At 67.3% G+C, this 25,133-nt stretch carries 26 protein-coding genes; 15 read left to right on the top strand and 11 right to left on the bottom strand.

Translation table 11 applies throughout. The features are described 5' to 3' along the window. The first annotated feature begins 123 nt into the window (after window positions 1-123). Window positions 124-549: a CBS domain-containing protein gene (locus HTZ84_RS18090; protein ID WP_174681958.1), complete on the top strand. Its 426-nt coding sequence runs from the start codon at window positions 124-126 to the stop codon at window positions 547-549. Between the two features lie 7 nt (window positions 550-556). On the opposite strand, the gene HTZ84_RS18085 is transcribed toward HTZ84_RS18090, so the two are convergent. Both HTZ84_RS18085 and HTZ84_RS18080 read right to left on the bottom strand, forming a co-directional pair. Further along, window positions 557-916 carry a DUF7344 domain-containing protein gene (locus HTZ84_RS18085; RefSeq protein WP_174681957.1) on the bottom strand — a complete coding sequence of 120 codons (360 nt, stop codon included), beginning with the start codon at window positions 914-916 and terminating at the stop codon, window positions 557-559. 73 nt (window positions 917-989) lie between these two features. Beyond that, the gene (locus tag HTZ84_RS18080; protein ID WP_174681956.1) at window positions 990-1,649 is read right to left on the bottom strand and encodes a helix-turn-helix domain-containing protein; all 660 of its coding nucleotides are present in this window, start codon (window positions 1,647-1,649) and stop codon (window positions 990-992) included. A gap of 125 nt (window positions 1,650-1,774) precedes the next feature. Between HTZ84_RS18080 and HTZ84_RS18075 the strand changes: the two genes are divergently transcribed. Then, window positions 1,775-2,902, top strand: a complete 1,128-nt coding sequence (locus tag HTZ84_RS18075) for a site-2 protease family protein (RefSeq protein ID WP_174681955.1) — start codon at window positions 1,775-1,777, stop codon at window positions 2,900-2,902. 60 nt (window positions 2,903-2,962) lie between these two features. On the opposite strand, the gene pheA is transcribed toward HTZ84_RS18075, so the two are convergent. Then, window positions 2,963-3,781 carry a prephenate dehydratase gene (pheA, locus tag HTZ84_RS18070; protein WP_174681954.1) on the bottom strand — a complete coding sequence of 273 codons (819 nt, stop codon included), beginning with the start codon at window positions 3,779-3,781 and terminating at the stop codon, window positions 2,963-2,965. Window positions 3,782-3,853: 72 nt separating this feature from the next. Further along, window positions 3,854-4,219: a group I truncated hemoglobin gene (locus HTZ84_RS18065; RefSeq protein WP_174681953.1), complete on the bottom strand. Its 366-nt coding sequence runs from the start codon at window positions 4,217-4,219 to the stop codon at window positions 3,854-3,856. Window positions 4,220-4,388: 169 nt separating this feature from the next. On the opposite strand from HTZ84_RS18065, the gene hemC reads away from it, so the two are divergent. From hemC to HTZ84_RS18040, 5 genes are all read left to right on the top strand, one after another. Then, entirely contained in the window at window positions 4,389-5,528 is a 1,140-nt protein-coding gene (gene hemC, locus HTZ84_RS18060) for a hydroxymethylbilane synthase (RefSeq protein ID WP_174681952.1), read from the top strand. Window positions 5,529-5,542: 14 nt separating this feature from the next. Next, entirely contained in the window at window positions 5,543-6,358 is an 816-nt protein-coding gene (cobA, locus tag HTZ84_RS18055) for a uroporphyrinogen-III C-methyltransferase (protein ID WP_174681951.1), read from the top strand. Then, window positions 6,355-7,107 carry a uroporphyrinogen-III synthase gene (locus tag HTZ84_RS18050; protein WP_174681950.1) on the top strand — a complete coding sequence of 251 codons (753 nt, stop codon included), beginning with the start codon at window positions 6,355-6,357 and terminating at the stop codon, window positions 7,105-7,107. Before cobA ends, HTZ84_RS18050 begins: the two co-directional genes overlap by 4 nt. Window positions 7,108-7,226: 119 nt before the next feature. Then, window positions 7,227-7,589 (top strand): hypothetical protein, encoded by a 363-nt coding sequence (locus HTZ84_RS18045; RefSeq protein WP_174681949.1) that lies wholly within the window; start codon window positions 7,227-7,229, stop codon window positions 7,587-7,589. A gap of 80 nt (window positions 7,590-7,669) precedes the next feature. Beyond that, window positions 7,670-9,271 carry a DHH family phosphoesterase gene (locus HTZ84_RS18040; RefSeq protein ID WP_174681948.1) on the top strand — a complete coding sequence of 534 codons (1,602 nt, stop codon included), beginning with the start codon at window positions 7,670-7,672 and terminating at the stop codon, window positions 9,269-9,271. Window positions 9,272-9,311: 40 nt separating this feature from the next. Here the strand turns inward: HTZ84_RS18040 and HTZ84_RS18035 are convergent, their stop codons facing one another. Then, window positions 9,312-10,067 (bottom strand): PHP-associated domain-containing protein, encoded by a 756-nt coding sequence (locus tag HTZ84_RS18035; protein WP_174681947.1) that lies wholly within the window; start codon window positions 10,065-10,067, stop codon window positions 9,312-9,314. A gap of 434 nt (window positions 10,068-10,501) precedes the next feature. On the opposite strand from HTZ84_RS18035, the gene HTZ84_RS18030 reads away from it, so the two are divergent. Beyond that, window positions 10,502-11,401: a DUF7551 domain-containing protein gene (locus tag HTZ84_RS18030; RefSeq protein WP_174681946.1), complete on the top strand. Its 900-nt coding sequence runs from the start codon at window positions 10,502-10,504 to the stop codon at window positions 11,399-11,401. Then, window positions 11,398-12,192, top strand: a complete 795-nt coding sequence (locus HTZ84_RS18025; RefSeq protein WP_174681945.1) for a DUF7260 family protein — start codon at window positions 11,398-11,400, stop codon at window positions 12,190-12,192. Before HTZ84_RS18030 ends, HTZ84_RS18025 begins: the two co-directional genes overlap by 4 nt. A gap of 22 nt (window positions 12,193-12,214) precedes the next feature. Here HTZ84_RS18025 and HTZ84_RS18020 read toward each other — a convergent pair whose 3' ends face one another. After that, window positions 12,215-12,607 (bottom strand): hypothetical protein, encoded by a 393-nt coding sequence (locus HTZ84_RS18020; RefSeq protein WP_174681944.1) that lies wholly within the window; start codon window positions 12,605-12,607, stop codon window positions 12,215-12,217. 173 nt (window positions 12,608-12,780) lie between these two features. On the opposite strand from HTZ84_RS18020, the gene HTZ84_RS18015 reads away from it, so the two are divergent. The 3 genes from HTZ84_RS18015 (at window position 12,781) to HTZ84_RS18005 (ending at window position 14,701) form a co-directional block, all read left to right on the top strand. Next, the gene (locus HTZ84_RS18015) at window positions 12,781-13,098 is read left to right on the top strand and encodes a DUF5783 family protein (protein WP_174681943.1); all 318 of its coding nucleotides are present in this window, start codon (window positions 12,781-12,783) and stop codon (window positions 13,096-13,098) included. Between the two features lie 103 nt (window positions 13,099-13,201). Continuing rightward, the gene (locus HTZ84_RS18010) at window positions 13,202-13,573 is read left to right on the top strand and encodes a NifU family protein (RefSeq protein WP_008893380.1); all 372 of its coding nucleotides are present in this window, start codon (window positions 13,202-13,204) and stop codon (window positions 13,571-13,573) included. 276 nt (window positions 13,574-13,849) lie between these two features. After that, the gene (locus HTZ84_RS18005; RefSeq protein WP_174681942.1) at window positions 13,850-14,701 is read left to right on the top strand and encodes a M14 family metallopeptidase; all 852 of its coding nucleotides are present in this window, start codon (window positions 13,850-13,852) and stop codon (window positions 14,699-14,701) included. 33 nt (window positions 14,702-14,734) lie between these two features. On the opposite strand, the gene HTZ84_RS18000 is transcribed toward HTZ84_RS18005, so the two are convergent. The 3 genes from HTZ84_RS18000 to HTZ84_RS17990 all read right to left on the bottom strand — a co-directional run bounded on the left by HTZ84_RS18000 (window position 14,735) and on the right by HTZ84_RS17990 (window position 16,412). Continuing rightward, complete coding sequence (locus HTZ84_RS18000) at window positions 14,735-15,643, bottom strand: ketopantoate reductase family protein (protein WP_174681941.1); 909 nt, start codon at window positions 15,641-15,643, stop codon at window positions 14,735-14,737. Between the two features lie 51 nt (window positions 15,644-15,694). Continuing rightward, window positions 15,695-15,988 (bottom strand): DUF7130 family rubredoxin-like protein, encoded by a 294-nt coding sequence (locus HTZ84_RS17995; RefSeq protein ID WP_126664141.1) that lies wholly within the window; start codon window positions 15,986-15,988, stop codon window positions 15,695-15,697. 85 nt (window positions 15,989-16,073) lie between these two features. Continuing rightward, complete coding sequence (locus HTZ84_RS17990) at window positions 16,074-16,412, bottom strand: DUF7130 family rubredoxin-like protein (RefSeq protein ID WP_174681940.1); 339 nt, start codon at window positions 16,410-16,412, stop codon at window positions 16,074-16,076. 451 nt (window positions 16,413-16,863) lie between these two features. Here HTZ84_RS17990 and HTZ84_RS17985 point away from each other — a divergent pair, with 451 nt between their 5' ends. Beyond that, on the top strand, window positions 16,864-17,772 hold the full coding sequence (locus HTZ84_RS17985; protein WP_174681939.1) for an alpha/beta fold hydrolase: 909 nt from the start codon (window positions 16,864-16,866) through the stop codon (window positions 17,770-17,772). Between the two features lie 263 nt (window positions 17,773-18,035). On the opposite strand, the gene HTZ84_RS17980 is transcribed toward HTZ84_RS17985, so the two are convergent. Beyond that, window positions 18,036-21,716 carry a DNA polymerase II large subunit gene (locus HTZ84_RS17980; protein ID WP_174681938.1) on the bottom strand — a complete coding sequence of 1,227 codons (3,681 nt, stop codon included), beginning with the start codon at window positions 21,714-21,716 and terminating at the stop codon, window positions 18,036-18,038. Window position 21,717: 1 nt separating this feature from the next. Continuing rightward, the gene (locus HTZ84_RS17975) at window positions 21,718-22,137 is read right to left on the bottom strand and encodes a PPC domain-containing DNA-binding protein (protein WP_174681937.1); all 420 of its coding nucleotides are present in this window, start codon (window positions 22,135-22,137) and stop codon (window positions 21,718-21,720) included. A 307-nt stretch (window positions 22,138-22,444) separates the two neighbouring features. Here HTZ84_RS17975 and HTZ84_RS17970 point away from each other — a divergent pair, with 307 nt between their 5' ends. After that, entirely contained in the window at window positions 22,445-24,022 is a 1,578-nt protein-coding gene (locus tag HTZ84_RS17970) for an ABC transporter substrate-binding protein (RefSeq protein ID WP_174681936.1), read from the top strand. 107 nt (window positions 24,023-24,129) lie between these two features. After that, entirely contained in the window at window positions 24,130-25,131 is a 1,002-nt protein-coding gene (locus HTZ84_RS17965) for an ABC transporter permease (protein WP_174681935.1), read from the top strand. The last annotated feature ends 2 nt before the right edge of the window (window positions 25,132-25,133 follow it).

Genomic DNA, 25,133 nt, shown 5'->3' with positions numbered 1-25,133 from the left:
TGCCGAGGCGTGCCGTCGTGCGAACTGCACGGCCGGCGGCCGCGGCCCGTCGACCGGCCGATCGCATCGCGTTCAGGTGAAAGCCCCGCACTGAATAGCCGGCCGACTGTCTCTCTTCGTGCTATGTCAGTCGGCGAACTCGGTCCGAAGAACGTCGTAACGGCAGGTCCGGACACCGAACTCGAAACGGTCGCACAGCGGCTCGCGTCGAACAACGTCGGCGCCGCGGTCGTCACCGAGGGCGAGGAGCCGGTCGGGATCGTCACCGACCGCGACATCGCCCTCGAGGTGGGTCAGAGCGATGACGTCGCCGGGACGCCGGCGGAGGACGTGATGACGGCGGGGCTGACCACGCTGCAGGCGGACGCGGACGCGATCGAGATCTCGCGGGCGATCAAGGAGGAGAACGCGCGCCGCTTCCCGGTCGTCGACGAGAACGGCGAGCTGACGGGCATCGTCACGCTCGACGATCTCGTCGCGACCATCGGCGAGCAACTGGACAACGTCGCCGACACGATCGAATCCCAGTCGCCGGAGTACAGCCCGTAGCCCGTAATCACCGTCCGGCGTCGGTCACCTCGAGCGGCACGTCGGGGCTCACGCGGTCGTGAACGGTGATGATGCGTTCCCCGCGTTCGGTGAGCGTCACGACCTTCCGGTCTCGGTCGTAGCTGACCGCCCCTCGATCGGCCAGCCGCGGGACGTGCGAGTGGTGCAAGGAGAGGTAGATCCGCTCGATCTCCTCGTCCGAGACGTCGGGGGCTGGCGTTTCGTTGCACGCTCGCGCCACGTCCGCCGCCGCGTCGGCCAGCGAGACGGGCGTGTCGTGTCGATCGAGACACTCGAGCAACGCGCGACGATAGACGTGACTCAACAAGCGGAACGCGACGTCTTGCGAGACTTTCTCATTCATCATTGAGGTAGCTAGCCGACCCGGCCGGAAGAGCGACGAACCTGCCGAGCGCAACACTTTAAAAGGCGTCACGCAGCTACGACGGTCCGGGCTCCCGCTCCGCCGGCAGCGTCGCGAAGACGAGGTTCTCGGTCCCCCGCCGGAGGAGTTCCGAGACCGCCTGGTGGGAGATGCCGAGATCGTCCGCGAGTTCGGCCGTCGTCGTCTCCCGCGGGACGCGGTAGTAGCCGCGCTCCGCGGCGGCCACGAGCGCGTCCCGTTGCGCCGCGGTGAGGTCCTGTAACTCGTGGTCCGAGCGGGTCATTTCGGTCAGACTCAGGAGCCGGAAGGAGTAGTCCCGATCCGCGAACTGATCCCGGAACGCGTCGAACTGCTCGCGGTCGGCGAAGCGGAAGTCGACCCGCCACTCGCCCCCCGAGAGCCGGGCCTCGAGCAGCGCCCCCTCCTTGTCGACGTACGAATCGATCCGCCGAATCACGTCCTCGGTCCACTCGACGTGGTAGAACGCCGCCTCGTCGAACCGCACGCTCGCGACGACCTCGTCGATCGACGGATCCGACTCCAACGCGTTCTCGACGGCGTCGAACTCCTCGTCGGCGATCCAGAGACACGGCATGACCCACTCCGTGCTGTGTGCGGCGATCCGCTCGGCCTCGACCTCGATCCCGGGAACGGCGCTCGACGCGTGATCGAGCGCCAGCGCTTTCGCCGGGATGGCGATGGATGCGCGTAACATACGGAACGGAGGGGTTCCAGCGAGAAAAAGCCGCGAGGGGGGTCGACTCGAGCGAGCGAATCGGCGGAGGCGCACGATGAACGTATTCAGCAACACCTAACCGCGTTCTCCCGGTTGAACACGCCGTGAACTACACCGTCCTCCGGGTCTGGGGAATCCCGATCCGCGTGAACGTCTCGCTGCTCGTCTTCGTTCCGGTGCTCGTCTGGCTCATCGGCAGCGGCGAACAGCTCGCCGCGTACGAGGTCGTCATCAACGCCGCGACGCCGGCGACGGTCGACGCGGCGAGCCTCTCCGCCGCCGACCGGTGGCTCGTCGCCACCCTCGCGGCCGTCGGGCTGTTCGCGAGCGTCGCCGTCCACGAACTGGGCCACGCGTGGGTCGCGATGCGCTACGATATCGAAGTCGAGTCGATCACGCTCTGGATCCTCGGCGGGCTGGCGAGCCTCGCCGAGATGCCGAGGGAGTGGAACCGCGAGTTCTGGATCGCCGTCGCCGGCCCCGTCGCGAGTCTCCTCGTCGGGGCCGCCTGCATCGGCGCGCTCTTCGTCGTCCCCGAGTCGGCGACGGTCCTCGTCTTCGCGATCGGGCTGCTCGGCGTCATGAACGTCTCGCTGGTGGCGTTCAACATGCTCCCCGCGTTTCCGATGGACGGCGGGCGGGTGTTGCGGGCCGTGCTCGCGCGCAACCGGTCGTACGTCAGCGCCACCCGGACGGCCGCCCGCGCCGGAACGCTGTTCGCGATCCTGTTCATCTTCCTGGGCGTCGTCGTGACGTTCAGCCCGGTCCTCGTGCTGGTCGCGCTCTTCATCTACATCGGTGCGACCAGCGAGTCCCGCGCGGTCGTTCTCGGCGACCTCCTCTCGGGGCTGACCGTGACGGACCTCCTCTCGCCCCGGGAGCCGGTCCAGGTCGGCGCGACCGTCGAAACCGTGTTCGCCCGCTTGCTCGCCGCTCGGCGAACGGACCTCCCCGTCGTCGACGAGAGCGACGCGATCGTCGGCGCGATCACCGCGGCCGCGCTGCGCGACATCGGGCCGGCGGAGTACGAGACGACGACCGTCGGCGACGTCGCGACGACGGACCTCCCGCGAATCGACGCCGAGACGAGCGCGTTCGACGCGCTCCAGACGTTACAGCGGAGCCGAGCCGACGTCGGGTTCGTCGTGCGCGACGGCGAACCCGTCGGACTGGTCTCGCAGGCCGACTTCGCCGCGGCGCTCGAGCTCCGGCGCGAGACGACGGCGTTCTAACGGTTCGAGCAACGCCGGTAGCGAACGCCGGTATCGAAACGAAATCTCGACGGCGGTCGGTCACTCGACGACGTGTTCGGTGTCGTACGAGCCCAGTCGGCGGACCCAGCCGTTGTCGGCCAGTTCCTCTAACTCCTCGATCGCCTCCTTCGTCCGGGCCTCGTAGAGGCCGGCCTCGAAGTCGACGTGGAACACGTAGTCGCCGAGTCGCTGCCCGCTGGGGCGGGACTCGACGCGCGTGAGGTTGATGTCGCGGTCGGCGAAGGGCTCGAGGAGTTCGAGCAGGAGCCCGGGGTAGTTCGCGTTGGGGTAGACGACGAGCGAGCTCTTGCCGCCGCCCTTCGAGCGCTCCTCGGCGGGCGCCAGCGCGAAGAAGCGAGTCGCGTTCGAGTCCTGGTCCTGGATGTCCTCGGCGAGCACCTCGAGCGCGGGTTCGTCGTCGGCATTGGCCGGATGCCCGATCCCAGCGACGGAGGGATCGTCGCGGGCGAACTCGACGCCCTGGGCGGTGCTGGCGACCGCCTCGAGGGTGGCGTCGGGGTACTCTCGCTCGAGGTAGGTGCGACACTGCGCCAACGCCTGGGAGTGGCTGGCGATCGTGTCGAACTCCGGTCCCTGGGCGAGGAGGGCGTGACGGATCGGGGTGACGATCTCGCGGACGACGGCGACGTCGTACTCCGCGAGGGCGTCCAAGCTCTCCGTGACCGAGCCCTCGATGCTGTTCTCGATCGGGATCACGCCGCGATCGTACTCGCCGCCGGCGACGGCGTCGACGATGGCCGTCACCGACTGTCGGAAGTCGATCTCGTCGCCGTCCGCGACCGCCGTCGCCGCCCGGTGCGAGTAGGTTCCTTCGGGACCCAGCGTAACTGCGACCATCGTCCGGTGATAGCGGGGACGGGATCAAAAGGCCTCGGGTCCGTCTCGAGTGCTGTCGGCGACGGCGGCGACTCAGGCCGGCACCGTGACGATATCGTCCTCGTACTCGGCGATCGCGTCCAGCACGGCCTCGCGGTCGTCGGCGTCGACGTCGAACTCCTCGAGCGTCGCGTCGAGGTGTTCGACGATGACGTCGAAGTCGGGTTTCGTGATTCCGAGGTCGTCGTGTGCGGCCTCCATGTCCGCGCCCGAGTAGTCGACGGGGCCGCCCGCGACCGCGCTGATGAACTGGGTCTGGTGGGCCCGCTGTTTCTGCATGTCGACGTCCTCGAAGTAGTGGGCGACCCGCTCGTCTTCGACGACGCGTTCGTAGAACCGGTCGACGACCGCACCGATCGCGTCCTCTCCGCCGAGTCGTTCGTACAGAGTTTCGCTCATCCACCCGGCCCTACGAATGGCGGAGGATTAAGTACTCTCTCGAATATGTTCGCGCAAAAATTCATGTTCCTTGGTCACAAACACCATATGTTTTCCCGAATGAACGACCGCACCGACCGTCGCCCGACAAGCGTGCGCTTTTCATACCCCAGGCGCCGACTGTTCTCCCATGAGAACGCGCGGGACGCTGCGACTGGCGACTCGGGGATCCACACTCGCCCGGCGACAGGCCTCACTGGTCGAAGAGGCCTTAGAGGACCGGCGCTACGAGGTGGAACTGGTCACCGTCGAGACGACGGGCGACCAGATCAGGGACGAACTGATTCATCGACTGGGGAAGACGGGCGCGTTCGTCCGCGAACTCGACGAGCGCGTCCTCGAGGGCGACCTCGACGGCGCCGTCCACTCGATGAAGGACATGCCGACCGAACAGCCACAGGAGCTCGTTACGGCGGCGGTGCCCGAGCGCGGGCCGCCGGGGGACGTCCTCATCACGCCCGACGGCTCGACCCTCGAGGAGCTTCCCGAGGGGGCGACCGTCGGCACCTCGAGCCTGCGCCGGCGGGCCCAGCTCCTCTCGGAGCGCCCGGACCTCGAGGTCGAGCCCCTGCGCGGGAACGTGGACACGCGCCTCGAGAAGCTGCTGGCGCCGTCGCTGCAGGCGGAACATCAGGAACGGACGGAGGCCGAGAAGGAACGCAAAGGAAATGCCGGCGACGACGACTACGAACCGGAGTACGATCGCACCGTCGAGGAGTGGTTCGACGACCTCTCGGAGCTCGAGCGACAGGCGATGGAACGCGAGGTCGAGACCGAGTACGACGCGATCGTCCTCGCGCAGTCGGGACTGGAGCGCAGCGGCCTCGCTCACTACGTCGACTATCGGGAGCTCCCGACGGGGACGTTCGTTCCCGCGCCGGGACAGGGGGCGCTCGCGGTGACCGCGCGCGACGGCGAGACGGCCCGCGACATCCAGTCGGCGATCGACTTCCCGCGGAGCCGCGTCGAGACGACCGTCGAGCGAACGGTCCTCGCCGAACTCGGCGGCGGCTGTATCGCGCCGGTCGGCATCTACGCGGTCGTCCAGGGCGAGTACGTCCACGCGACGGTCAGCGTCTTCGACCGCGACGGCGAGGAGTCGGTCGAGGGGAGCCGCGACCTGCCGGTCGAGACCCACGCCGAGGCGGCCCGCGAGTTCGCCCGAGATCTCGCGGACCGCGGCGCGGCCGACCTGATCGAGGCCGCCCGCGAGGACGCCGAGAGCGACGAAGGCGACGTTTCCGCGGAAGATAAGCCGGAGGGGAAGTGAGGGAACGTACGGAGATGTCAACGGATCCCACCAGCGCCGACCCGGGAACGGTCTACCTCGTCGGCAGCGGCCCCGGCGACCCCGAGCTGCTGACCGTCAAGGCCAAGCGACTGCTCGAGGAGAGCGACGTCGTCCTCCACGACAAACTGCCGGGTCCGGAGATCATCGATCTCCTGCCCGAGGACCGCCGCGAGGACGTCGGGAAGCGCGCGAACGGCGACCGGACGCCCCAGTCGGAGATCAACGAGCGACTGGTCGAGCTCGCCCGCGAGGACAAAGCCGTCGTCCGCCTGAAGGGCGGGGACTCCTTCGTCTTCGGCCGCGGCGGCGAGGAGGCCGAGTACCTCGCGGCCCACGACGTTCCCTTCGAGGTCGTTCCTGCGGTCACCTCGGCCATCGCCGCGCCCGCAGTGGCGGGCATCCCCGTCACGCACCGCGACCACGCCTCCTCGGTGTCGTTCGTCACGGGCCACGAGGACCCGACCAAGCCGGAGTCGGCGGTCGACTGGGAGGCCCTCGCGGCGACCGGCGGCACCATCGTCGTCCTGATGGGCGTCGGCCGCCTGCCCGACTACACGAAGGCGCTGCTCGAGTCCGGGATGGCCCCCGAGACGCCCGTCGCGCTCGTCGAACGGGGCACCTGGCCGGACCAGCAGGTCGCGACGGGGACCCTCGAGACCATCGTCGACGCCCGCGACGAGGTCGGGATCGAACCCCCCGCGGTGACGGTGATCGGCGACGTCGCCGGCACCCGCGCGTCGGTCGTCGACTTCCTGCAGAACGACTACGGCGCCGTCGGCGCCGGCGAGGAGGTGAGGAGCGACCGATGAGCGACACGCCCGACGCGCCGACCGTCGCCGTCTTCCGCCCCGACGACGAGCGCCTCGAGTCGGCCGCGACCCTGCTCTCCGAACTCGGTACCGAGCCGATTCCGGACCCGATGCTGGCCGTCGAAGCTACCGACGCGACGCCCCGGACCGACGCCGACTACGTCGTCTTCACGAGCAAGACCGGCGCGGAACTCGTCTCCGAGGCGGGCTGGGAGCCCGGCGACCAGACCGTCTGTGCGATCGGCCCCGCGACGGCCGACGCGCTCCGCGCGGAGGGGTACGCGGTCGACCTCGTCCCCGAGGAGTTCACCTCGAGCGGTCTCGTCGACGCGGTGGCGGATCGCGTCGCGGGCGCCCGCGTCGAGGTCGCCCGCAGCGACCACGGCAGCGCTGTCCTGCTCGACGGCCTCGAGGACGCGGGCGCGTACGTCCACGAGACGATCCTCTACCGACTGGTCCGTCCCGAAGGCAGCGGCGCATCGGCCGAGTTGGCCGCCGAGGGCGACCTCGACGCCGCCTGCTTCACGTCGTCGCTGACCGTCGACCACTTCCTCGAAGCCGCCGCCGACCGCGGCGTTCGCGACGCGGCCCTCGAGGGGCTCGCCGACGCCACCGTCGGCGTCATCGGCGAGCCGACGGCCGAGACGGCCGCCGAGCGCGGGATCGACGTCGACGTCGTGCCCGGGGAGGCCACGTTCGACGCGCTCGCGCGGGAGACGGTCGCGGCCGTTCGCCCCGGTCGCGAGTAGCGCCTCGCGACCCGACTCCGTCCGGGACATTGCGAGCGTAAAAACCGCGTGCAGGGCCGTCACAACCCGCGTTAGCAAGGGTAACCAATACTCGTGTTGGACCCCACGTTTCGAGTACTGTGTCCGTACAATCGTCCCTCGGAAAACGGCTCGACCCGCCGGACTCGGTCGGCGTACGCTTCGCGTTTCTCACCCTCTGGGGGATCGACGCGGTCGCCGCGACCCTGTTCTTTCTCGTCCCGTACGCGAGCGAACTCAACCCCGTGACCGTCTTCTTCTACCACCTGTTCGGACTCCCCGGAGTCCTGCTCGCCGCGGCGTGCTACGCCGCGGTCGTGATGCTGATCGGGCACGTCCTCTCGGACCCGATGGACGTCCGGTTCGTCGCCATCGTCGTCGGACTGTACGTCCTGTTCGCGGCGAACAACCTGCTCCTGCTCATGTATCGCGAACCGCTGCCGGAGCTCCTCGGACTGTGGTGAGGTCCCGGAGTTGACGCCGGTCGCCGTCCGATGACCGGAGGTTTATCCCGAATGCCGCCCCATCATCGACCGATGTACCGATGACCGGTCCGGTTCCCGAACTCGCCGATCGCGCCGCCGCCTGCGCCGACCGCCTCCTCGAGGCCGATCGCGTCCTGCTGGCCTCCCACATCGACGCCGACGGACTCACAAGCGCCGCGATCGCCGCACAGGCCCTAGAGCGCGCGGCGATCCCCTTCGAGACGGTCTTCGAGAAGCAACTCGACGAGGCGGCGATCGCCTCGATCGCGGCAACCGACTACGACACCGTCCTCTTCACCGACTTCGGGAGCGGGCAACTGGATATCATCGGCGAGCACGAGGACGCGGACGACTTTACGCCCGTCATCGCCGACCACCACCAGCCCGCCGACCGCGACACCGAGTTCCACCTGAATCCCCTGCTGTTCGGAATCGACGGCGCCTCCGAACTCTCCGGCGCCGGCGCGAGTTACGTCCTCGCGCGGGCGCTCGCCGACGCGTCGGATTCCGATCCCGCAGTCGACGCCGACGGCGGGGAAGCGAACCGATCCACGTCGGAGCCCCGCTCCGATGGAGGTGAGGCGAGCGAAGCGAGACGAGCCTCGTCAGCGCATCGCCGATGCTCTGACGGAGGTATCGTCACCGCCTCGGGCGCGACCGACGTTCGCGCCGACAACCGGGATCTGGCCGCCCTCGCGGTCGTCGGCGCCGTCGGCGACATGCAGGCCTCGAGCGGGGAGCTCCACGGCGCCAACGAGGCGATCGTCGAGGAGGGCGTCGAGGCCGGCGTCCTCGAGACCGGCAAGGATCTGGCGCTCTACGGGAAACAGACCCGTCCGCTGCCGAAACTGCTCGAGTACGCCACCGACGTCCACATCCCCGGCATCTCGAACGACGAGAACGGCGCGCTCCGGTTTCTGGATAGCCTCGACCTCGAGTTGAAACGCGACGGGGAGTGGCGCCGCTGGTCGGGGCTGACCAACGACGAGAAGCAGACCGTCGCCAGCGCGCTCGTCAAGCGGGCCGTCTCGACGGGCGTCCCCGCGTCGAAGATCGACCAGCTCGTGAGTACGGCGTACGTCCTCCCCGAGGAACCGGTCGGCACCGAACTCCGGGACGCGAGCGAGTTCTCGACGCTGCTGAACGCGACCGCCCGCTACGAGCGCGCCGACGTCGGCCTCGGGGTCTGTCTCGGGGACCGAACGGGCGCCTTGGAGCGCGCCCGGAAACTGCTGCGAAACCACCGGCGCAACCTCTCGGAGGGGATCGACCTCGTCACGCGCGAGGGCGTGACCCACGAGGAGCACCTCCAGTGGTTCCACGCGGGCGACGAGATTCGCGAGACCATCGTCGGCATCGTCGCCGGGATGGCGATGGGCAACGAGGGGATCAGCCGCTCGAAGCCGATCCTCGCGTTCGCGGAAAAGAGCGCGGAGGGTGACGCCGCCGAGGACGCGGCTGAGGTCAAAGTCTCCTCGCGGGGCACCCACAACCTCGTCCGACAGGGACTGGACCTCTCGGTCGTCATGGGCGAGGCCTCGCGGGCCGTCGGCGGCGACGGCGGCGGACACGACGTCGCCGCCGGCGCGACGGTACCCGAAGGAAAAGAGGACGCGTTCATCGAGCGCGCCGACGAAATCGTCGGCGAGCAACTCTCCTGACGGACGCCGAGTAGCGGCCGGCTCGAGTCATACGGTACGATCAGGTCGAACGATCCATCGAGGCCGGCACCGTCGGCACCAGCGGTGCCCGCGAGGTCAGCACGTACGACACCTTCCGAACCCCGCCCTTGGCGTACTGGACCGAACTCTCGCGAATCGGCGTTCGCTTGCCGCGAATCTGGGTCCGGCCCTCGAGGATGGCCGCGACGAGTTCGTCGCCGTCGATGTCGGCCTTGGTGGCGGCGTCCGCGTCGAGCGAGACGAGAATCTCGGTGTAAGCCTTGCCGACGTTGGGCAGGTAGTGGGCGTCGCTGGCGCCGATCTGGGGATAGCCGCGGCGACGGGCGAACGTCCGCGCCCGGCGGTTGCGGTAGCCGGTGAAGACCATCGAGTTGTAGGTCTCGATCGCGTCGGCGTCCTCGAGGTGGCGTTTGCGGACGCCGTGACGGCTGCGCTGGAACGGGTGGGGAACGATCGCGATCCCGCCGCGGGCGCGGACGGCCGCGACGGTCTCGGCGAACGACTGGCCGGGTGCGGGCCGTTCCTCGACGCCGATCGCCAGCAGGTGGCCGTGGCGCGTCGACACCTCGACGCCGGGGATGCCGATCAGGCCGTACTCCGGCGCGAGTTCGGCCGCGCGGAGCGACTCGCCGATCTCGTCGTGGTCGGTGATCACGACCCCGTCGAGTCCGATGTCGGCCGCCTGTTCGAGGATGAGTTCGATCGGTTCGTGCCCGTCGTAGGAGTCGTCGGAGTGAACGTGAAAATCGATCGCGAGCGGAATCTGAGTCGTCATAGCGGGATCAGGGCGGGGAACGCTACGCCCAGTACTTCGCTGGTCCGCATAAACGCTGTGTTGCCGCTCGAGGGGAGATCGACATCCGAATTCAATATAGCATTATCAGATTTATCGTGGTGAGAACGCCTCGTGACGGACCGGATGACGACCTGCAGACGAAGCGACGGGGTAGAGCGGTACGACGGATATCAGGGGCTAAACCCGGTGACGGCGGGCAATCACTCGTTTCCAGCAGTTCGGCGGACGGATCGACTCGCCTCGAGAGGATTAGGTCACCCTAAAATCCGGTGGACTTATGTTGGTTTAGGTAAGCCTAAAGAACGACGGCGGTCCCCGCTACCTCGATCGGCGCGACGCGGCGATTCCGCCCCTAACGGGGCCGTGGCGCCGCACGACCGCCCTGCGATCCGCCGAGCGACTGGAGGAAAACCATGGTCGGAACGACACTCAGAGAGATTCGCCACGAGATCGAACGGTTGGCCAGCGACGACGGCGACTACTACGTCGTCTGCGCTCGCTCCGGCGAGCGACCCGTTCCCGTCGCCGGCCAGCGGTTCGCGACCCGTACGGCCGCGGCCGACGCGGCTCGAGCGACCGAACAGTACCGGGCGGCGCTCAGACGGTACGATCCGCAGTTGCCCTACTACGATCCCATCGTCCGGCAAGAGCAGCCGCTGCACGTCGGCGACGGGCCCGACGGCCCCGACGAGGGAACGGACCGCGTCCCCCAACAGCCCGTCGGTCACGGCGGCGAGGCCGACGATCCGCTGATCAGTTTCTGTCACGACGTCTCCGGCGCCGTGTTCGAGGCCCTCTCGGGGAGCGAGCACGACGAGGCCGAGACGGCGATCATGGAGACCTATCTGGCCGCCGCCGAAGCCACGACCGACCGGAACACGCTCTGTCTGGTGTTGCTCGAGGCGATGGCGGCCGAACTCGAGGCGCACTTGACCGTCGACGAACGGACCCGACTGCTGCGGGACGCGGCGGCGAATCTCCCGTCGGTCGCGTCGGCGGCCGATCCCGTCGAGGCGAGTCTGGCGTATCTCGACTCGCTGTCGCTGGTGCGGGCGTACGACGTCGTACGCGAGCCGCGGCCGGAGATCGACGCCTGGAGCGTCTCCCTGCGCGGGTACGCCATCGACTGCGACGGCCGGCGGTTTCCGACGCTGCCGATCGGGATCGACATCCTGCGCCGGACGTCCGAGGCGACCGCGGCGCTGGGCGTGACCGACGTGACCGCGCTGGGCGAGGGCGACTGGGAACTCGTCGTGACCAGCGACGTCGAGGCTGCGGGCGGCCTCGTCTGTCTCACGGAGGACGAGCCGTGACGGACTCGACGGTCGTCCACCGGGCGGTGGCGTGTCTCGAGGACGAACGGGACGACGTCGCCGACCGCGCGTCGGCCCTCGAGACGTTCGCGCGGGAGGTTCGAGACGTGCCGACGGCGTCAGGACCCGCGCGGGCGGCCGGTACCGTGCCGGCGACGCCGAAGGCGATGGCGACGGCGGTCGGCTCGGCGGTCGCGACTCCGCAGCCGTCCGACGACCGCTGTGAGACCGTCAGGGAAGCGTTCGTCGAGACCGTCGAACCGCACACGATCGCGGCCGACGACGACTCGCTCGTCGAGACGATGGCGACCGAACTCTCGGAGGAGATCGCGGTCTCGCTGGCCGCCGACGCCGACTGGACGCCGGCGCTCAAACGAGCCGCTCTCGAGGAAGTCGAGACCCAGCGCCGGAAGACGGTGCTGCTCGAGGAAACGCTGCAGCGCGAGCGACGGACGCTCGAGGAAGCGATCGACGAAATCGACGAGATCGTGGGGTGGCTTCGGGCGACGGCCGACGAATCGCTACTCCAGTGCGGGTTCGACGACCTGCGCGAGAAACACGACCGACTCGAGACTCATCGGGACCGCCTCGAGACGCTGACCGACGAGCGACAGCGGCAGTTCGCCGGGGAGACGAACCCCCGCGGGACCGCCGACTACCGGGAACTCGTCGCGGCGATCTACGCGGATCTCCCCGTCCAGTTCCCGCTGCTGTCGACCGCGGCGCGGCTGTACGGGATCTGCGGCGACTGCCAGCGGACGGTTCGCGCGCATCTGTCGCGGCGCGCCTAGGCGATCGCCCGCCGAGCGCGGACTACGGCGACGACTGCGAGAGGCCGTCCGGGACGAGATCCGGAAGGGGGACGCTCTCGAGGACGTCCCGAACCTCGAGGGGATCGTCGCCCGTCGAAACGGTGTCGTGGACGCGTTCCATACACGCGAGGGCGCCTTTGACGGCGGCCCGGCGGGTCGACACGCGGCCGATCACCTCGGTGATCGTCTGGTCGGTGAGGAAGTACCGGTACCGAAGCTCCCAGCACCGACAGAGGCCGAGTCCCGGATGCGAACGATCGGCGGCGGTGCGATCCGCGACGAGTTCGAGCGGGGGCTGGCTGTGACGGTATTCGAACCGGTCGTCACAGCAGTCGAGGGGTCCCCATCCCGGTGGTAATGCCTCGCGTGGGATGGGGGGCTGATCGGGAGGCATGTGCCTCCCTGAACCGGGAACGGGAGTGTCGGTTCGGCTTGCGTACGCATCGTTCGTATACCGCATCCCCTACTGTGTTATTTCGCTGTCAGTCTCAGGTGGCCTCGAGACCGCGAGACGGCGGCGGCCGACCGATCGTCCGACTTTTGTCTCCGGTCGCCGTCCCTCCGGGTATGGCCGACTTCGACCCCGAACAATTCGAAGACAAGTACGCCAACTACTTTCCCGAGCTCCAGCAGGCGTACAAGAACGCGTTCAACCGGATGAACGACCGGTACGACTCCGAGCTGGTCCACGCGATCGACCAGCAGGTGTTAAACGAGAGCGAACCCTTCTACGAGGGCGACGGCGAGTTCCGCGTCGAGCTCCCCGAGGACCCCTACGACCGACTCACGGGCGTACTGGTCGAGCGGGACCGGTTCGAGGAGGTTCTCGAGCGCCACGTCGAGGAAATCGAGACCGAACTGCAGCGGGTGTTCGGGTTCGCCTGATCGGGACCAGACGACTCGAGGACCGCGATTCGGCCGTCGCGAGTGTCGGCAGCCGAACGGGTATGACGGAAGGTTTAGGGGCACCCACATCCAAGGGTGGTTCATGAGCACGGAATCCCAGAACGACGGGGACGACCTCGAGGACCGCGTCGCGAACTTCCTCCGCCGCAACTTCCCGCAGATCCAGATGCACGGCGGCAGCGCAGCGATTCAGGACATCGACCGCGAGAGCGGCGAAGTCAGCATCGCCCTCGGCGGCGCCTGCAGCGGCTGCGGGATTTCGCCGATGACGATCCAGGCGATCAAGAGCCGGATGGTCAAGGAGATCCCCGAGATCGAGACGGTCAACGCCCACACCGGGATGGACGGCGGCGAGGCCGACATGGGCGGTGGCGGCGGCATGAGCCCGTCGTTCCCCGGCGAAACCGTCGACGACGACGGCGACGCCGACGAAGGACCGGAAGCACCGTTCTAACCGCCGGTCGTCCCGCGTAGTTCCAATCGAGTTTTTCGCTATTTCACCCGCCGAGAGCCGGTCGTATCGCTCGGTCCCGACGGAGAGCCACTCGAGTGCGTAGCGCGACGGTTCCGTCTCGGCGTCGTTCTTCTCCGATTTCCACCTCGTCGTCGATGATCCGCTCGCGGAGAGAACGGATGGCGTGACGGTCACCTCGTACGGAACGGCTTCGGAGAGCCGTGATACGCCGGCAGATCGCTCATCACTCGATCGCCACTCGTTCACGACAGGAGTATGGAGACGAACTACGGCCCGCTCGACGTGACGCTCCGGGGACCGGGAGAGCCCGAAATCGTGGTCGTCGCCGGCGTCCACGGCGACGAGAAGAGCGGCGTTCGCGCGGTACGTCGGCTGCGCGAGGCCGGCCTCGAACTTCGACGCGGCGTCGCGTTCGTCCTCGCCAACCCGGCCGCGATCGAGGCCGGCGAACGCTACCTCGACTCGGATCTCAACCGCGCGTTCCCCGGTGATCCGGACGGCGACCGCGAAGAACGGATCGCCGCTCGCCTCTGCGAGTTCGTCGAGGGTCGAACGACGCTCTCGTTGCACGGAACCGAAGCCCAACCCACGCCGTTCGCGCTCGTCCACAGCGCCCAGGAGCGCGAGTTCGAACTGGCCTCGGAGCTACCCGTGCCACACGTCATCGATCACTGGGGGGTCAACGAGCACACGATCACGACGTGTGGCTTCAGCGTCGAGATCGAACTCGCCGCCGAGAACTCCGAAGAGGTGGCCGCGACCGCCGAACGCCAGACCCGCGCGTTCCTCGAGCGGGTAGACGCGCTCCCCGGCGAGCCGCCCGACGCCGACCCCGACTACTACCACATGGGCGAGTCCGTGCCGAAGCCCGACGGATCGTCCTACGAGGTACACGTCGAGAACTTCGAGCGCGTCCCCGAGGGGGCCGCCTACGCGACCGTCGACGGGGAGGAGCTGACCGCCGACGAGCCGTTTCGGCCCCTCCTCTTTTCCGAGGGCGGGGCCGCGGACATCTTCGGCCATCGGGGACAGAAGATCGGGGACTCGCTCGAGGAGGTCAAAGAGACGTGGATCGGCGCGGAGCGGGACTCGCGAGAGTCCGACTAGCGTTCCCGCGACGATTCGAAGCGAACGTGACCGTCACCGAAGGTCGCGTCCGCGCTCCCACGTCTGCACCAACGACGTCAGGAGCCGATTCGTCGGCACCTCGAGCCCTTGCTCGGCCGCCCGATCGACCACGTAGCCGTTGATGGCGTCGATCTCGGTGCGCCGCTCGGCGCGGACGTCCTGGTGCATCGAGGACGTGTTCGCGGCCGTCTCGCTCGCGACGGACTCGAGTGCGGCGAGCGCCTCGCGGTTCGAGAGCCCGACGCCGCAGGCCCGTGCGACCCGCGCCGTCTCGCGGGCGGCGGCGCGGGAAAGCTCGGTCGCGTCGGCCTCGAGGACGGCCCCGTTTTCTGTCCGGGTCAGCGCCGTGACGGGGTTGATCCCGGCGTTAACGGCGAGTTTCTCCCAGAGGCGACGGGGCATGTCGTCGGCGACGGTCGTCTCGATCCCCGCGGCCGCGAACGCCTCGCCCGCTCGATCCGCGGCGGTCGAGGAGCCGCCGTCTCGAGTCCCCAATATGACCTCGCCGACGCCGGTACACGCCACGACGCCCGGTTCGCGCAAAATCGCGCCGTAGGTCGCCGTCGCCGCGAGTATCGGGGCCTCGAGCCGCGCGGCGAGGGTCTCCTCGTTCCCCATGCCGTTTTGCAGGGAGCAGACGACGTCGAACGAACCCGTCGCGAGCGCGTCGGCGGCGGCCGCGGTGTCGAACGATTTGACCGTCACGACGGCCAGATCCGCCTCGAGTCCAGTTCCGTCGGTCGTCGCCGCTGGCGACACGGTGAACGGAAAGCCGGCCGCGTCCCCCTCGGGCGTCAACCCCGACTCGCGGACGGCCCGAGCGTGGGCCTCGCGGGCGACGAGCGTCACGTCGTGTTCGCGGGCGAGCAGCCCGCCGACGAGACTGCCGAGGCTTCCGGCCCCGAAGACGACGATCTCCATGGCTCGAGGTGGAACGAGCGGGCTGAAAACGGTTGCCGTCTGCGGGCCCGCTCAGTCCTCGGTCCAGTAGTAGAGGTTCTCTCGCTCGGTGCCACACGACGGGCACTCGTCGGGGATGTCGCGGTCGAGTCGGCCCATTTCGCCGCACTCCCAGCAGCGCCACATCAGTTCGGCCTCGCCGAACTGCTGTCCCGAGCGGACGTGTTCGACGCTCATCCCCTCGATTCCGTCACGCAGGGTGACGTAGAGTCCGTCCTCGTCGAACCCGCGGATCCGTCCGATCGTCTCGCCGTCCTCGGTGTAAACCGTCGTTCCGAACCCCAGTCGCGGCTGTTTTTCGGCCATGGCGTCTCACCGCCTACAGCTACGTCGTGCGAGACGATAAACCCTAATGCGCGATATAAAATAAGCCGCGGACGGCGGGCGCCGTTCAGTCCTCGGTCCAGTACATCAGGTTCTCGCGCTCGGTGTTGCAGTTCGGACACTCGTCGGGCAGTCCGTCGTCGATCTCGCCCATTTCGCCACACTCCATGCAGCGCCACATCAGGTGGGCCTCGCCGAACTCGTGACCCGAACGGGCGTGTTCGACGCTCATCGCCTCGGCGCCCTCGCGCGTGGTGACGAAGAAGCCGCTCCGCTCGAAGCCTCGAACCGTTCCGAGTTTGTTCCCGTCCTCGTCGTAGACGACCTGCCCGAGGTTGAGGTCCAGAACCTCCTCGACGGCGTCTTGCTCGCCTTCTTTCGCCGGAGTCTCCCCAGTTTCGACCATGGACGAACGGACGCCGGCAACGCGAATAAAGTCACAGCGCGCATTATGCAAGCGGCCGCTCGAGGCCCGGGACCGGCCGGGAACAACCGATCCGCGAGCGGCACGGACGGCCATCTGAAACTGTAAACCAGACGCGAGAAAACGGAATCAGTGGAAGGGACTCTCCCCGGTAATAGAAAACGATATACACCTCCCATCTAGATAGCCATCGTATGGTAATCCCCCGCACAGTAGAGGTGTCCGGCGGTCGGCGATCGGCCGGCCGGTGCGGTACCGACGGCGAGGGGGGCCGAGCGGTACCGACCGTTGCAAGGGAAAAGGTCGACAACAGTCGAGCACCTTCGGCGGACGTGTTGCTTCAGACGCCCGCGTTCGGTCATCAGTTCGATCGCTGTCTGACCGTCGTCCCGTCGACGAGCCGCGCCGACGATAGCGCGAGGGGGAGGGGAGTATGACGGGAACCGGCGTTACCACCGTCGGTGACTGTCGGATCGCCTACCGGCGCGCGGGGACGAGCGGCCCGCCGGTCGTTCTCTGTCACGGCGCCGGGATCGACGACGCGACGGTCTCGTGGCGCCACGCCATCGACGCCCTCTCCGAGGACTACCGCGTCTACGCGATCGACTGGCCAGGGTACGGCCGCAGCACCGGCTCGGTCACCCACACGATCGAAACCTACGTCGACGTCCTCGACGGGTTCCTCGAGTCGCTCCCCTACGAGCAAGTCTCGCTGGTCGGGATCTCGATGGGCGGGGGCGCGGCGCTCGGCTACGCCCTCGAGCGACCCGACCGGATCGAGCGACTGGCGCTCGTGGACAGCTACGGCCTGGGCGGGCGGCTGTCCAACGCGCTCCCGTGGAAGTTGCTGGCGCAGGTCCCCGGGATGACGGAGTTGAGCAAAATCGCCGCCGGGGCCACCACCGATAGCGTCAGGATGGTCCTCGATAGCCTCGTCGCCGACTCGAGCGCTCTCTCCGACGGATTCGTCGACGACGCCCGGGAGAAGCTGATGGAACCGGGCTCGATTCAGGCGTTCACGGAGTTTCAGTCGAACGAACTCTCCTTCGACGGTCGCGTCGCGACGAACTTCGTCGACGACCTCGAGTCGCTGTCCGTCCCGACGCTGCTGATCCACGGCGAGGAGGACCCGTTGGTCCCCCTCGAGTGGTCGGTGCGGGCCGCGGAACTGATTCCGGAGGCCGAGCTAGACGTGATCGAAAACTGCGGCCACTGGGCGCCCCGAGAGCGCCCCGAGCGGTTCAACGAGAGTCTCCTGAACTGGCTTCCGGACCGTCGCTGTGCGCCGACGCCCGAGTATCCGCCGGCCGAGATGCCTGGGGTTACTCGAGTCGGCGACTGACTACGTTCGACCAAATTTCGATGGCCGGGAGCACGGCTCGAGCACCGCGAGAGCCGTGCGATCCGGGGGAGGGCAGGCGTTCCATCCGTTACGACCGCGAGAGAGCGCCGCAGGCGCTCTCGAGCGGGCCGACGACTGACTCGAAATGAACGGAGTGAATGGAGGGGAAGGAGGAGTGCTTTTGGTGGAGCTTTTGCCGAGGGACGTCGCGCTGTGTGGCAGCTACGCTGCCGTCAGCGCGACAGACCGCAGGGCAAAAGGTCCTACATGAAATCCTCGATCCCGCTCTGCTTGTTCTTGTCGTTCTCGAAGATGCTCTCGAGCGAGCGCTCCAGGACTTCTAACCGCTGTTTCGTGTAGTCACGGCAGTCGTACTCGTCGGCGACCTGGATCGCCGTCTGCATGTACTTGTTGACCGAGCCCTTGTGGACGGTGAGGTTGACGCGGCCGCCACACTCCCGGCAGTCCCCGGTCAAGGGCATTCGGCGGAACTTCTCGCCGCAGTCGAGACAGCGGGTCTCCTGTCGCGAGAACGCGCGCAGGTTCCCGATCAGGTCCGGCAGGAAGTGGTACTCGATGACTCGCTCGGCGACGTCGGTCTCGTCGACGGCCTCGAGTTTCCGCGAGAGCTCGAGCTGGGCGTCCATCTTGTCCATCATCGAGCCCAGCGTCTTGTACGCCGAGAGGTCGGGCCCCATCGCGATGTCGGTGGTGTCGTGGGTGTGTTCGAAGCCGGTGTACTCGAGGTCGGTGCCGAGGTTCTCCTCGGCGATTTCGACGTCGACCTCCTCGGGGTCGGCCTGCTCGCGGGTCGCGAGGAAGAACTCGCGGGGGTACTGCGAGACGACGTCCATGTTGTGAGCCTCGTCGTCGATCTCGGAGGGATCGATCCTCGAGGACATGACTAAGGGCGCGTCCATCTTACCCCCCCGTTGATCCGGCAAGAACGATTTGCTAAAGTTAAGAAGTCCGTCAAGAAGCAGCATCACGCAATCTTCGTCACCGTCGCAGTTGCGCCGTTTCGCGGCGTGAAAGTACGGATGCGCGTATCCGACCGCCGCGCTCGTGAAACCGATCACTCTGCCGACAGTCGCCGCCGACGTGTGGGGCGCCATCCCGAAGACGAGTTCGCCGACGAGGTCCTGCCGGTCCTCGAACTCGTAGAACGGCTCGAGGCCGTAGTACTGCTCGAGCAGGTCGTCGATGAAGTCGGCGGTCTGGAGCATGTGTTCGGCGGCGCCGTCCGAGAGGACGATGTCCTGGACTTTCAGCTCCACGAGCTGGTCCTCGTGGGTCAGCGGCTCGCCGTGGATGTCCTCCTCGTAGCCCAGCGCCTGCAGCTGGCCGACGTCGATGTCGAGTTCGCTGGCGCGGACGGACGTGACCGGGAGGTCGGTCATGTCGTAGCGGACGGTGCCGTCCTTGAACGCCGAGACGTCGTGTTTCGCGCGCAGGATCCCCTTCTCGATGGGTTCGGGGATCTTGTTCGTCGAGGACAGCCCCTTGACGCCTTTGAGGATCTCGAAGGCGTTCTCGCGTTCCCCGACGGACTCGAGGGCCGAGCGGAACTCGTCGTTGACGTCGATCTCGCGGACCTCGACGCAGGTGCCCTCGCGTTCACAGCGGTCGCACTCGACGCGGCCGGCGTCGTCGGGTTCGAGGGACTCGTCGCAGTCGGGACAGCGGTAGTCGGGTTCGGTCCGCGCGTCGCAGTCGGGACAGCGGTTCTTGAACGTCTCCGTCGCGCAGTCGGGACAGCGCTGGCGGCCGACCTGGAGTTCGACGACGCCGGGGGTGTCGGACATCGTCTCGGCGTGTTTGGCGGCGTCGGCGACGTTGCGCTGTGCGCCGCCGGCCTCGCCGATGGGGAACAGGGTGTGGACCGCCGGGCTCAGGTCCCGGCTCTCGGACTTTTCGGGGCGGCCCATGCGGTTCCCGATTCGCGTAGGTGCGCGCTCGCGAACCTGGAAGGGGGCGACCTCGTTGACCGCCTCGATGGCGTTGTCGCCCTCGGATTCGTGGCCCCAGGTGCGGGCGCGCTCGGAGAGGTCGTCGTCGGTCCAGGTGCGCTCGAGTTCGATGGTCGGCTCCTGGGGGTCGTCGCCGTCGCCGTCGTGGTCCGGATCAGGGTCCAGCGCGGCACCGTCGGCGACCGCCTGCCGGGGCTCGCAGCCGACGGTGTGGACGAACGGCCGCCAGTCGTCGACCTCGAGTCGATTCTCGTCCGGTCGCTGACGGTGTTCGATGACGATCCGCTCGAGCGCCTCGCGGACGGGGTCGGAGTACTCGAGGACGAGGACGCTGTCGTCCCCGTTCCCGTTCACGCTGCCGTCGCCGTCCCGCTCGATCCGGCCGTCGGCGACCGCCGCTGCGAGATCGCAGAAGGCGTCGACCGAGATGTCGTGCCAGAGATAGGTGTACTCGGGGTGTAAGGGGGCGTCGTACTCGACGGCCCACTCCAGCGCCTCCTCGGGGTCGGGGAACTCGAGGTCGATTCGGGGGTCGTCCTCGAGCGCTTGCGTGTCCGCGCCCGCGGCCTCGAGGTCCTGGATCCACCACTCGTAGGTGTAGGAGGCCGGCGCGAGCGGGTGGTTGTTCTCGACGAACTCGCCGTAGTTGACCAGATACTCCCCGAGATCGAGGATTTTCTCGACGCCGTTTCTGATCTCGAGGGCGTCCTCGGGGTCGTCGATCCGGCGGACGTCGCCGTTGGCGAGTTTGACCGTCGGCCCCTCGATGGAGTCGACGGGGACGACCCCCGCCGCCTTGCCGGGGCGCTCGGTCTTGATCTGGGTGCCGGTCGCGAGGAAGTCGTCGACGAGGTGCATCGCGGCGGGGTGGACGCCGGCGGTCGCGAAGCCGTGGTTGCGCGCGCGACCGTAGCGCAGTCGGAACCCGCCTTCCGCGCAGGGGTGTGAGAAGACGGGGCGGCCGGCGATCAGGTCCCGGAGGAACTTCTGGGACTTCTCGACGCGCGGGGGACCCTGCGGTTCGTCGGTGTCATCGCCGTCCGCGGGGGCCTCGCCCTCGCCCTCGCTCTCGGCGTCGGCGGCCTCGTCCTCGTCGGCGTCGTCCTCGCCGTCCCCCTCGTCGGCCGCGTCCTCGTAGTAGGTGCCGTCGATCAGGTCCTGAAGCCACGGCCAGTCGATCTCGTCCAGGTTGCGGGTGTAACGCTGGATCTTCGGCGCCTTGAGCGCGATCCCCTCGGCCATGACCAGACACATCCCGCCGCGGGCGCTGTTGGTGTCGACCCGCTCTAAGTCGCGGAAGCCGGAGACCTCCTCGTCGCCGGTGGCCTCGCCGTCCAGCATGATCGGCATGTGCTTCGCGATGAACTTCGTCTCCTTGTCCTTGGGCGTGTACTGGAGGCCGGTCTCCTTGTCGTAGAGGGCGATCTCCTCGGCGTAGCGCTCGATCTCCTCGTCGCGCGCGTTGAACTGCTCGATACCGACGAGCGCGCGGGTGTAGTCGGCCACGAGGACCGAGAGGGCCTGCGCGGTCCCGCCAGCCGACCGGATCGGGCCGGCGTAGTAGACGTTGACGAACTCCGTGCCGTCGTCGTTCTCTAAGATCTCGACCTTGTCGATCCCCTCGATGGGCGCCGCGACGACCCCTTCTGTCAGCAGGGCGACCGCGGTGCGGACCGCGCCCTCGACCTTCCCGGCCTTTGACTCGTAGTCGCCGACCCGACCCTCGGCGAAGTCCTCGGCGAGTTCGAGAGCCGCCTCCTCGCGGCTCATCTCCCCCTCGAGTTCGCGGACGCGCTCGGCGACGCCGTCGATTCCGAGGATGTTCTCGACGCGGTCGGCCATGTCCCGCGCGGTCGGAATCTCGACCTCGGGTTTCGGGTCGGCGCCGCGTTCCTTGGCCCGCTCGGCGACGTCGAAGGCCTCGTCCAACCGGGACTCGAGGCGCTCGAAGTACCGTTCGTCTACCTCGCGCATGTCAGAGCCACAGGTCCAGATCGGTGGTTTCGTCGTGTTCGCGCTCGAGGCCGTCCGCGAAGACGCGCATGTAGACCTCGCCGGCCCAGACCGTCGCCTCGTTCAGGTGCCCGGAATACGTCGTCCCCTCGTCGTCCGAGAGGACGGCGTGGGTGTGTGCGAATCGGTCGTCGTCCAGCCACGAGACGTTCCCGACGCAGCTGGCGACCTCGAGCGGCTCGTCGAACTCGATCGGGTAGTACTCGCACTCGTCCTGGTCGTAGAACCAGAGTTCCGCGTCCTGCACCGCGCCGAGGGCGGTAAACCAGGCCGCGTCGGCGTCGACCTCGTCCGCGAGCGACTCGATCTCGGCCCGCCAGTCGCCGCCGTGCTCGAGGCGAGCGACGTACTCGTCCGTCGTCTCGACGGTGCGGTAGTTCATATCCCACATCTGTATCGGCCGATAGAAAAAGCTCTCCGGTTGGCTACCGAGGCGTGGTCCCCGCCGAGTCGCCAGCAGGGGTCACCATTCCCACGGGAGATTGACGACGACAATGACGAGATAGTGACGGTTGCACACGGTATCGAAGGCTTCTGAACACTATGATGCTTGCATGTCCAATAATCGCCCATATCACCCAGACATTCGAATGATACTATTATTTCCATATACTATTGGATATTATTTTCCGTGGTGGTATATGATACGGCAAAAACTATATTTGGTTCGTGATAGCATATCATGTGCTATGGTGCAACGAAGCTCAGCAGTAACTCGACGGCAGCTCCTCGCCTCGGGTGCTGCCGTCTCCGCGGCGGCGGTCGCAGGGTGCATCGGTGGTGGCGGCGGCGACGGCGACGCCTTCCATTTCACGCAAGAGCAATCGCGGGAGGATCAGTTCGATCCCGTCGTTTCGAACGACGTCTACAGCTTCCAGGTGATCAACCACGTCTTCGACGGGCTCTACGAGTTCGGCGAGGACCTCGAGCTCCAGCCCAAACTCGCGACGGGCGAGCCGACCGTCGAGCGCGAGGGGACGCGCTATATCTTCGAGATCGAGGAGGCGGCCGAGTTCCACAACGGCGACGACGTGACCGCCTCGGACGTCGCCTACTCGTTTACCGCCCCCGTCGAGGAGGAGACGGAGAACGCCGCCGAGTACGACATGATCGAGAGCACCGAGGTCATCGACGACTACCAGCTGCAGGTCGACCTCGGCGAGGAACCGTACGGCCCGTTCGAACTCCAGACGATGGGCGTCTCGGTGGTTCCCGAAAGCGTCCGCTCCGAGGATCCCGAGGCGTTCAACAGGGATCCGGTGGGGAGCGGGCCGTTCACGTTCGAGGAACTCGAGGGCGATTACGTCGAGATCGCGCGGTGGGACGACTACTGGGACGATCTGGACCCGAACTTAGAGCGGGTCCGCTTCGTGGCCCACGACGACCCGGCGGGGCGGGTCTCGGACATCCGGGCCGAAAACACCGACGTGATCGCGGGCGTTCCGAACGACGACTGGGACGTCCTCGAGAACGAGCAGGGCGTGAACCTCCACTCGGCGGAGAGTGCCACGTACATGTACATGGCGTTCAACTGCAACGAGGGTCCCACGACCAGCCCCGAGGTCCGCCGGGCGATCGCCCACTCGTTCTCGATGCAGGACTTCATCGAGTCAAACGCAGCGAACGTGACCTCGCCGATGTACAGCCCGATTCCGCCGGTCGTCAACGAGGTCTGGGGATTCCCCGAAGACGAGTATCAGGAGCTCCTTCCGGGGTACGATCCCGACGAAGCCCAGTCGCTGTTAGACGAACACGCGCCCGACGACTTCGAGCCGACGATCATTACGCCGGAGGGGATCCGCGCGCAACTGGCCGAACGGATCGCCACGCGGCTCGACGAGATCGGCTACGGGGCCGACGTCCAGCAGCTCGACTTCTCGACGCTCGTGGACACCTATACCACGGGCAACGCGGACGACTACAATATATACCTGCTGGGGTGGAGCGGGGGTCCCGATCCGGACTTCTACCTCTACTCGCTGTTCCACGAGAGCCAAGAAGAGCTCAATCAGGGCCACTTCTACGAGGGCAGCGACGGCTTCCACGAGGGGTTGGCGCAGGCGCGAAACATGGCCGATCAGGAGGAACGCTACGAGATCTACGAACCGATCATCCGGGAGATCGTCGAGCAGTTGCCGGCGCTGCCCGCGTTCACGCAGGACAACACGATGGCCTCGCGGGACTACGTGCAGGAGCTGCAGGCCCACCCGGACTCCACGTACAACCCGACCCTCGCCTCGGACTACGCGAACGTCTCGATCGAGTGAGCGCGCCGGCCCGAACGCCGCGTTCGGAGCCGTCGACCGACCCCCGGCGGTCCGCGCGACCGCCGGAAGCGGTGTAACGACGAGAACATCGACCGACTCGCGGACCAATGAAACTACTCAAATACACGATATACAGGCTCCTACAGGCGATCCCCGTCCTGATCGGGATCTCCGTCATCACGTTCCTGCTGGCGAACCTGGGCCCGGGCGATCCCGTCAGCCTCATGCTCCAGGGACAGGAGCACACCGAAGCACAGGTCAGAGCGATCGAACAGCGGTACGGACTGGACAAGCCGTTACACGAGCGGTACGTGACGTACATGGCCGGGCTGTTACAGGGCGACTTCGGCCGGAGCATCCACTACCGGCGGCCGGTCGCGGACCTGATGCTGGAGCGGATCGGGCCGACCCTGCTGCTGGTCCTCTCCGCGTACGTGTTCGCGCTCGTGACGGCGATCCCCCTCGGCATCATCGCCGCGAACAAGCGCAACGAACCGACCGATCACGTCTCGCGGATCGTCGCCCTCTTCGGCGTCAGCACGCCGTCGTTCTGGATCGGGATCGTCCTGATCCTGATCTTCGCGGTCAAACTCGGCTGGTTCCCCTCGAGCGGGCTCGTCTACCCCTGGCGATCGCCAGATTCCGTTCGGGGAATCAGCAGCTACCCGGAACTGTACTACGAGACGATCAGGCACTTGCTGTTGCCGATGATCGCGCTGGGAACCCTCCAGATGGCGACGATCATGCGCGTCGAGCGCACCCAGATGATCGAGTCGCTGCAGGGCGAGTACGTCAAACTGGCCCGCGCCTACGGCGTGCCCGAGCGGACGATCCTGCGAAAGCACGCCTTCAACGTCGCCCAACTGCCGATCATCACGATCGTCGGGCTGAACCTATCGACGGCGATCGGCGGCGCGGTGCTGGTCGAAACGGTGTTCAACATCAACGGCATGGGTCGGCTGTTCGTCGACGCGATCGCCCAGAACGACTACCAGCTCGTGATGGGGATCACGATGATGCTCGGGTTCCTGTTCGTGATGGGCGTCATCATCACCGACATTTCCTACGCGTACGTCGACCCGCGCGTTACCTACGGAGAGAGTGACTAAAC

Source organism: Haloterrigena gelatinilytica, from assembly GCF_013342145.1.
In the GTDB taxonomy this organism is placed as follows: domain Archaea; phylum Halobacteriota; class Halobacteria; order Halobacteriales; family Natrialbaceae; genus Haloterrigena; species Haloterrigena gelatinilytica.
The sequence above is the reverse complement of the archived record's forward strand: the minus strand, read 5'-3'. Positions and strand labels throughout refer to the sequence as shown.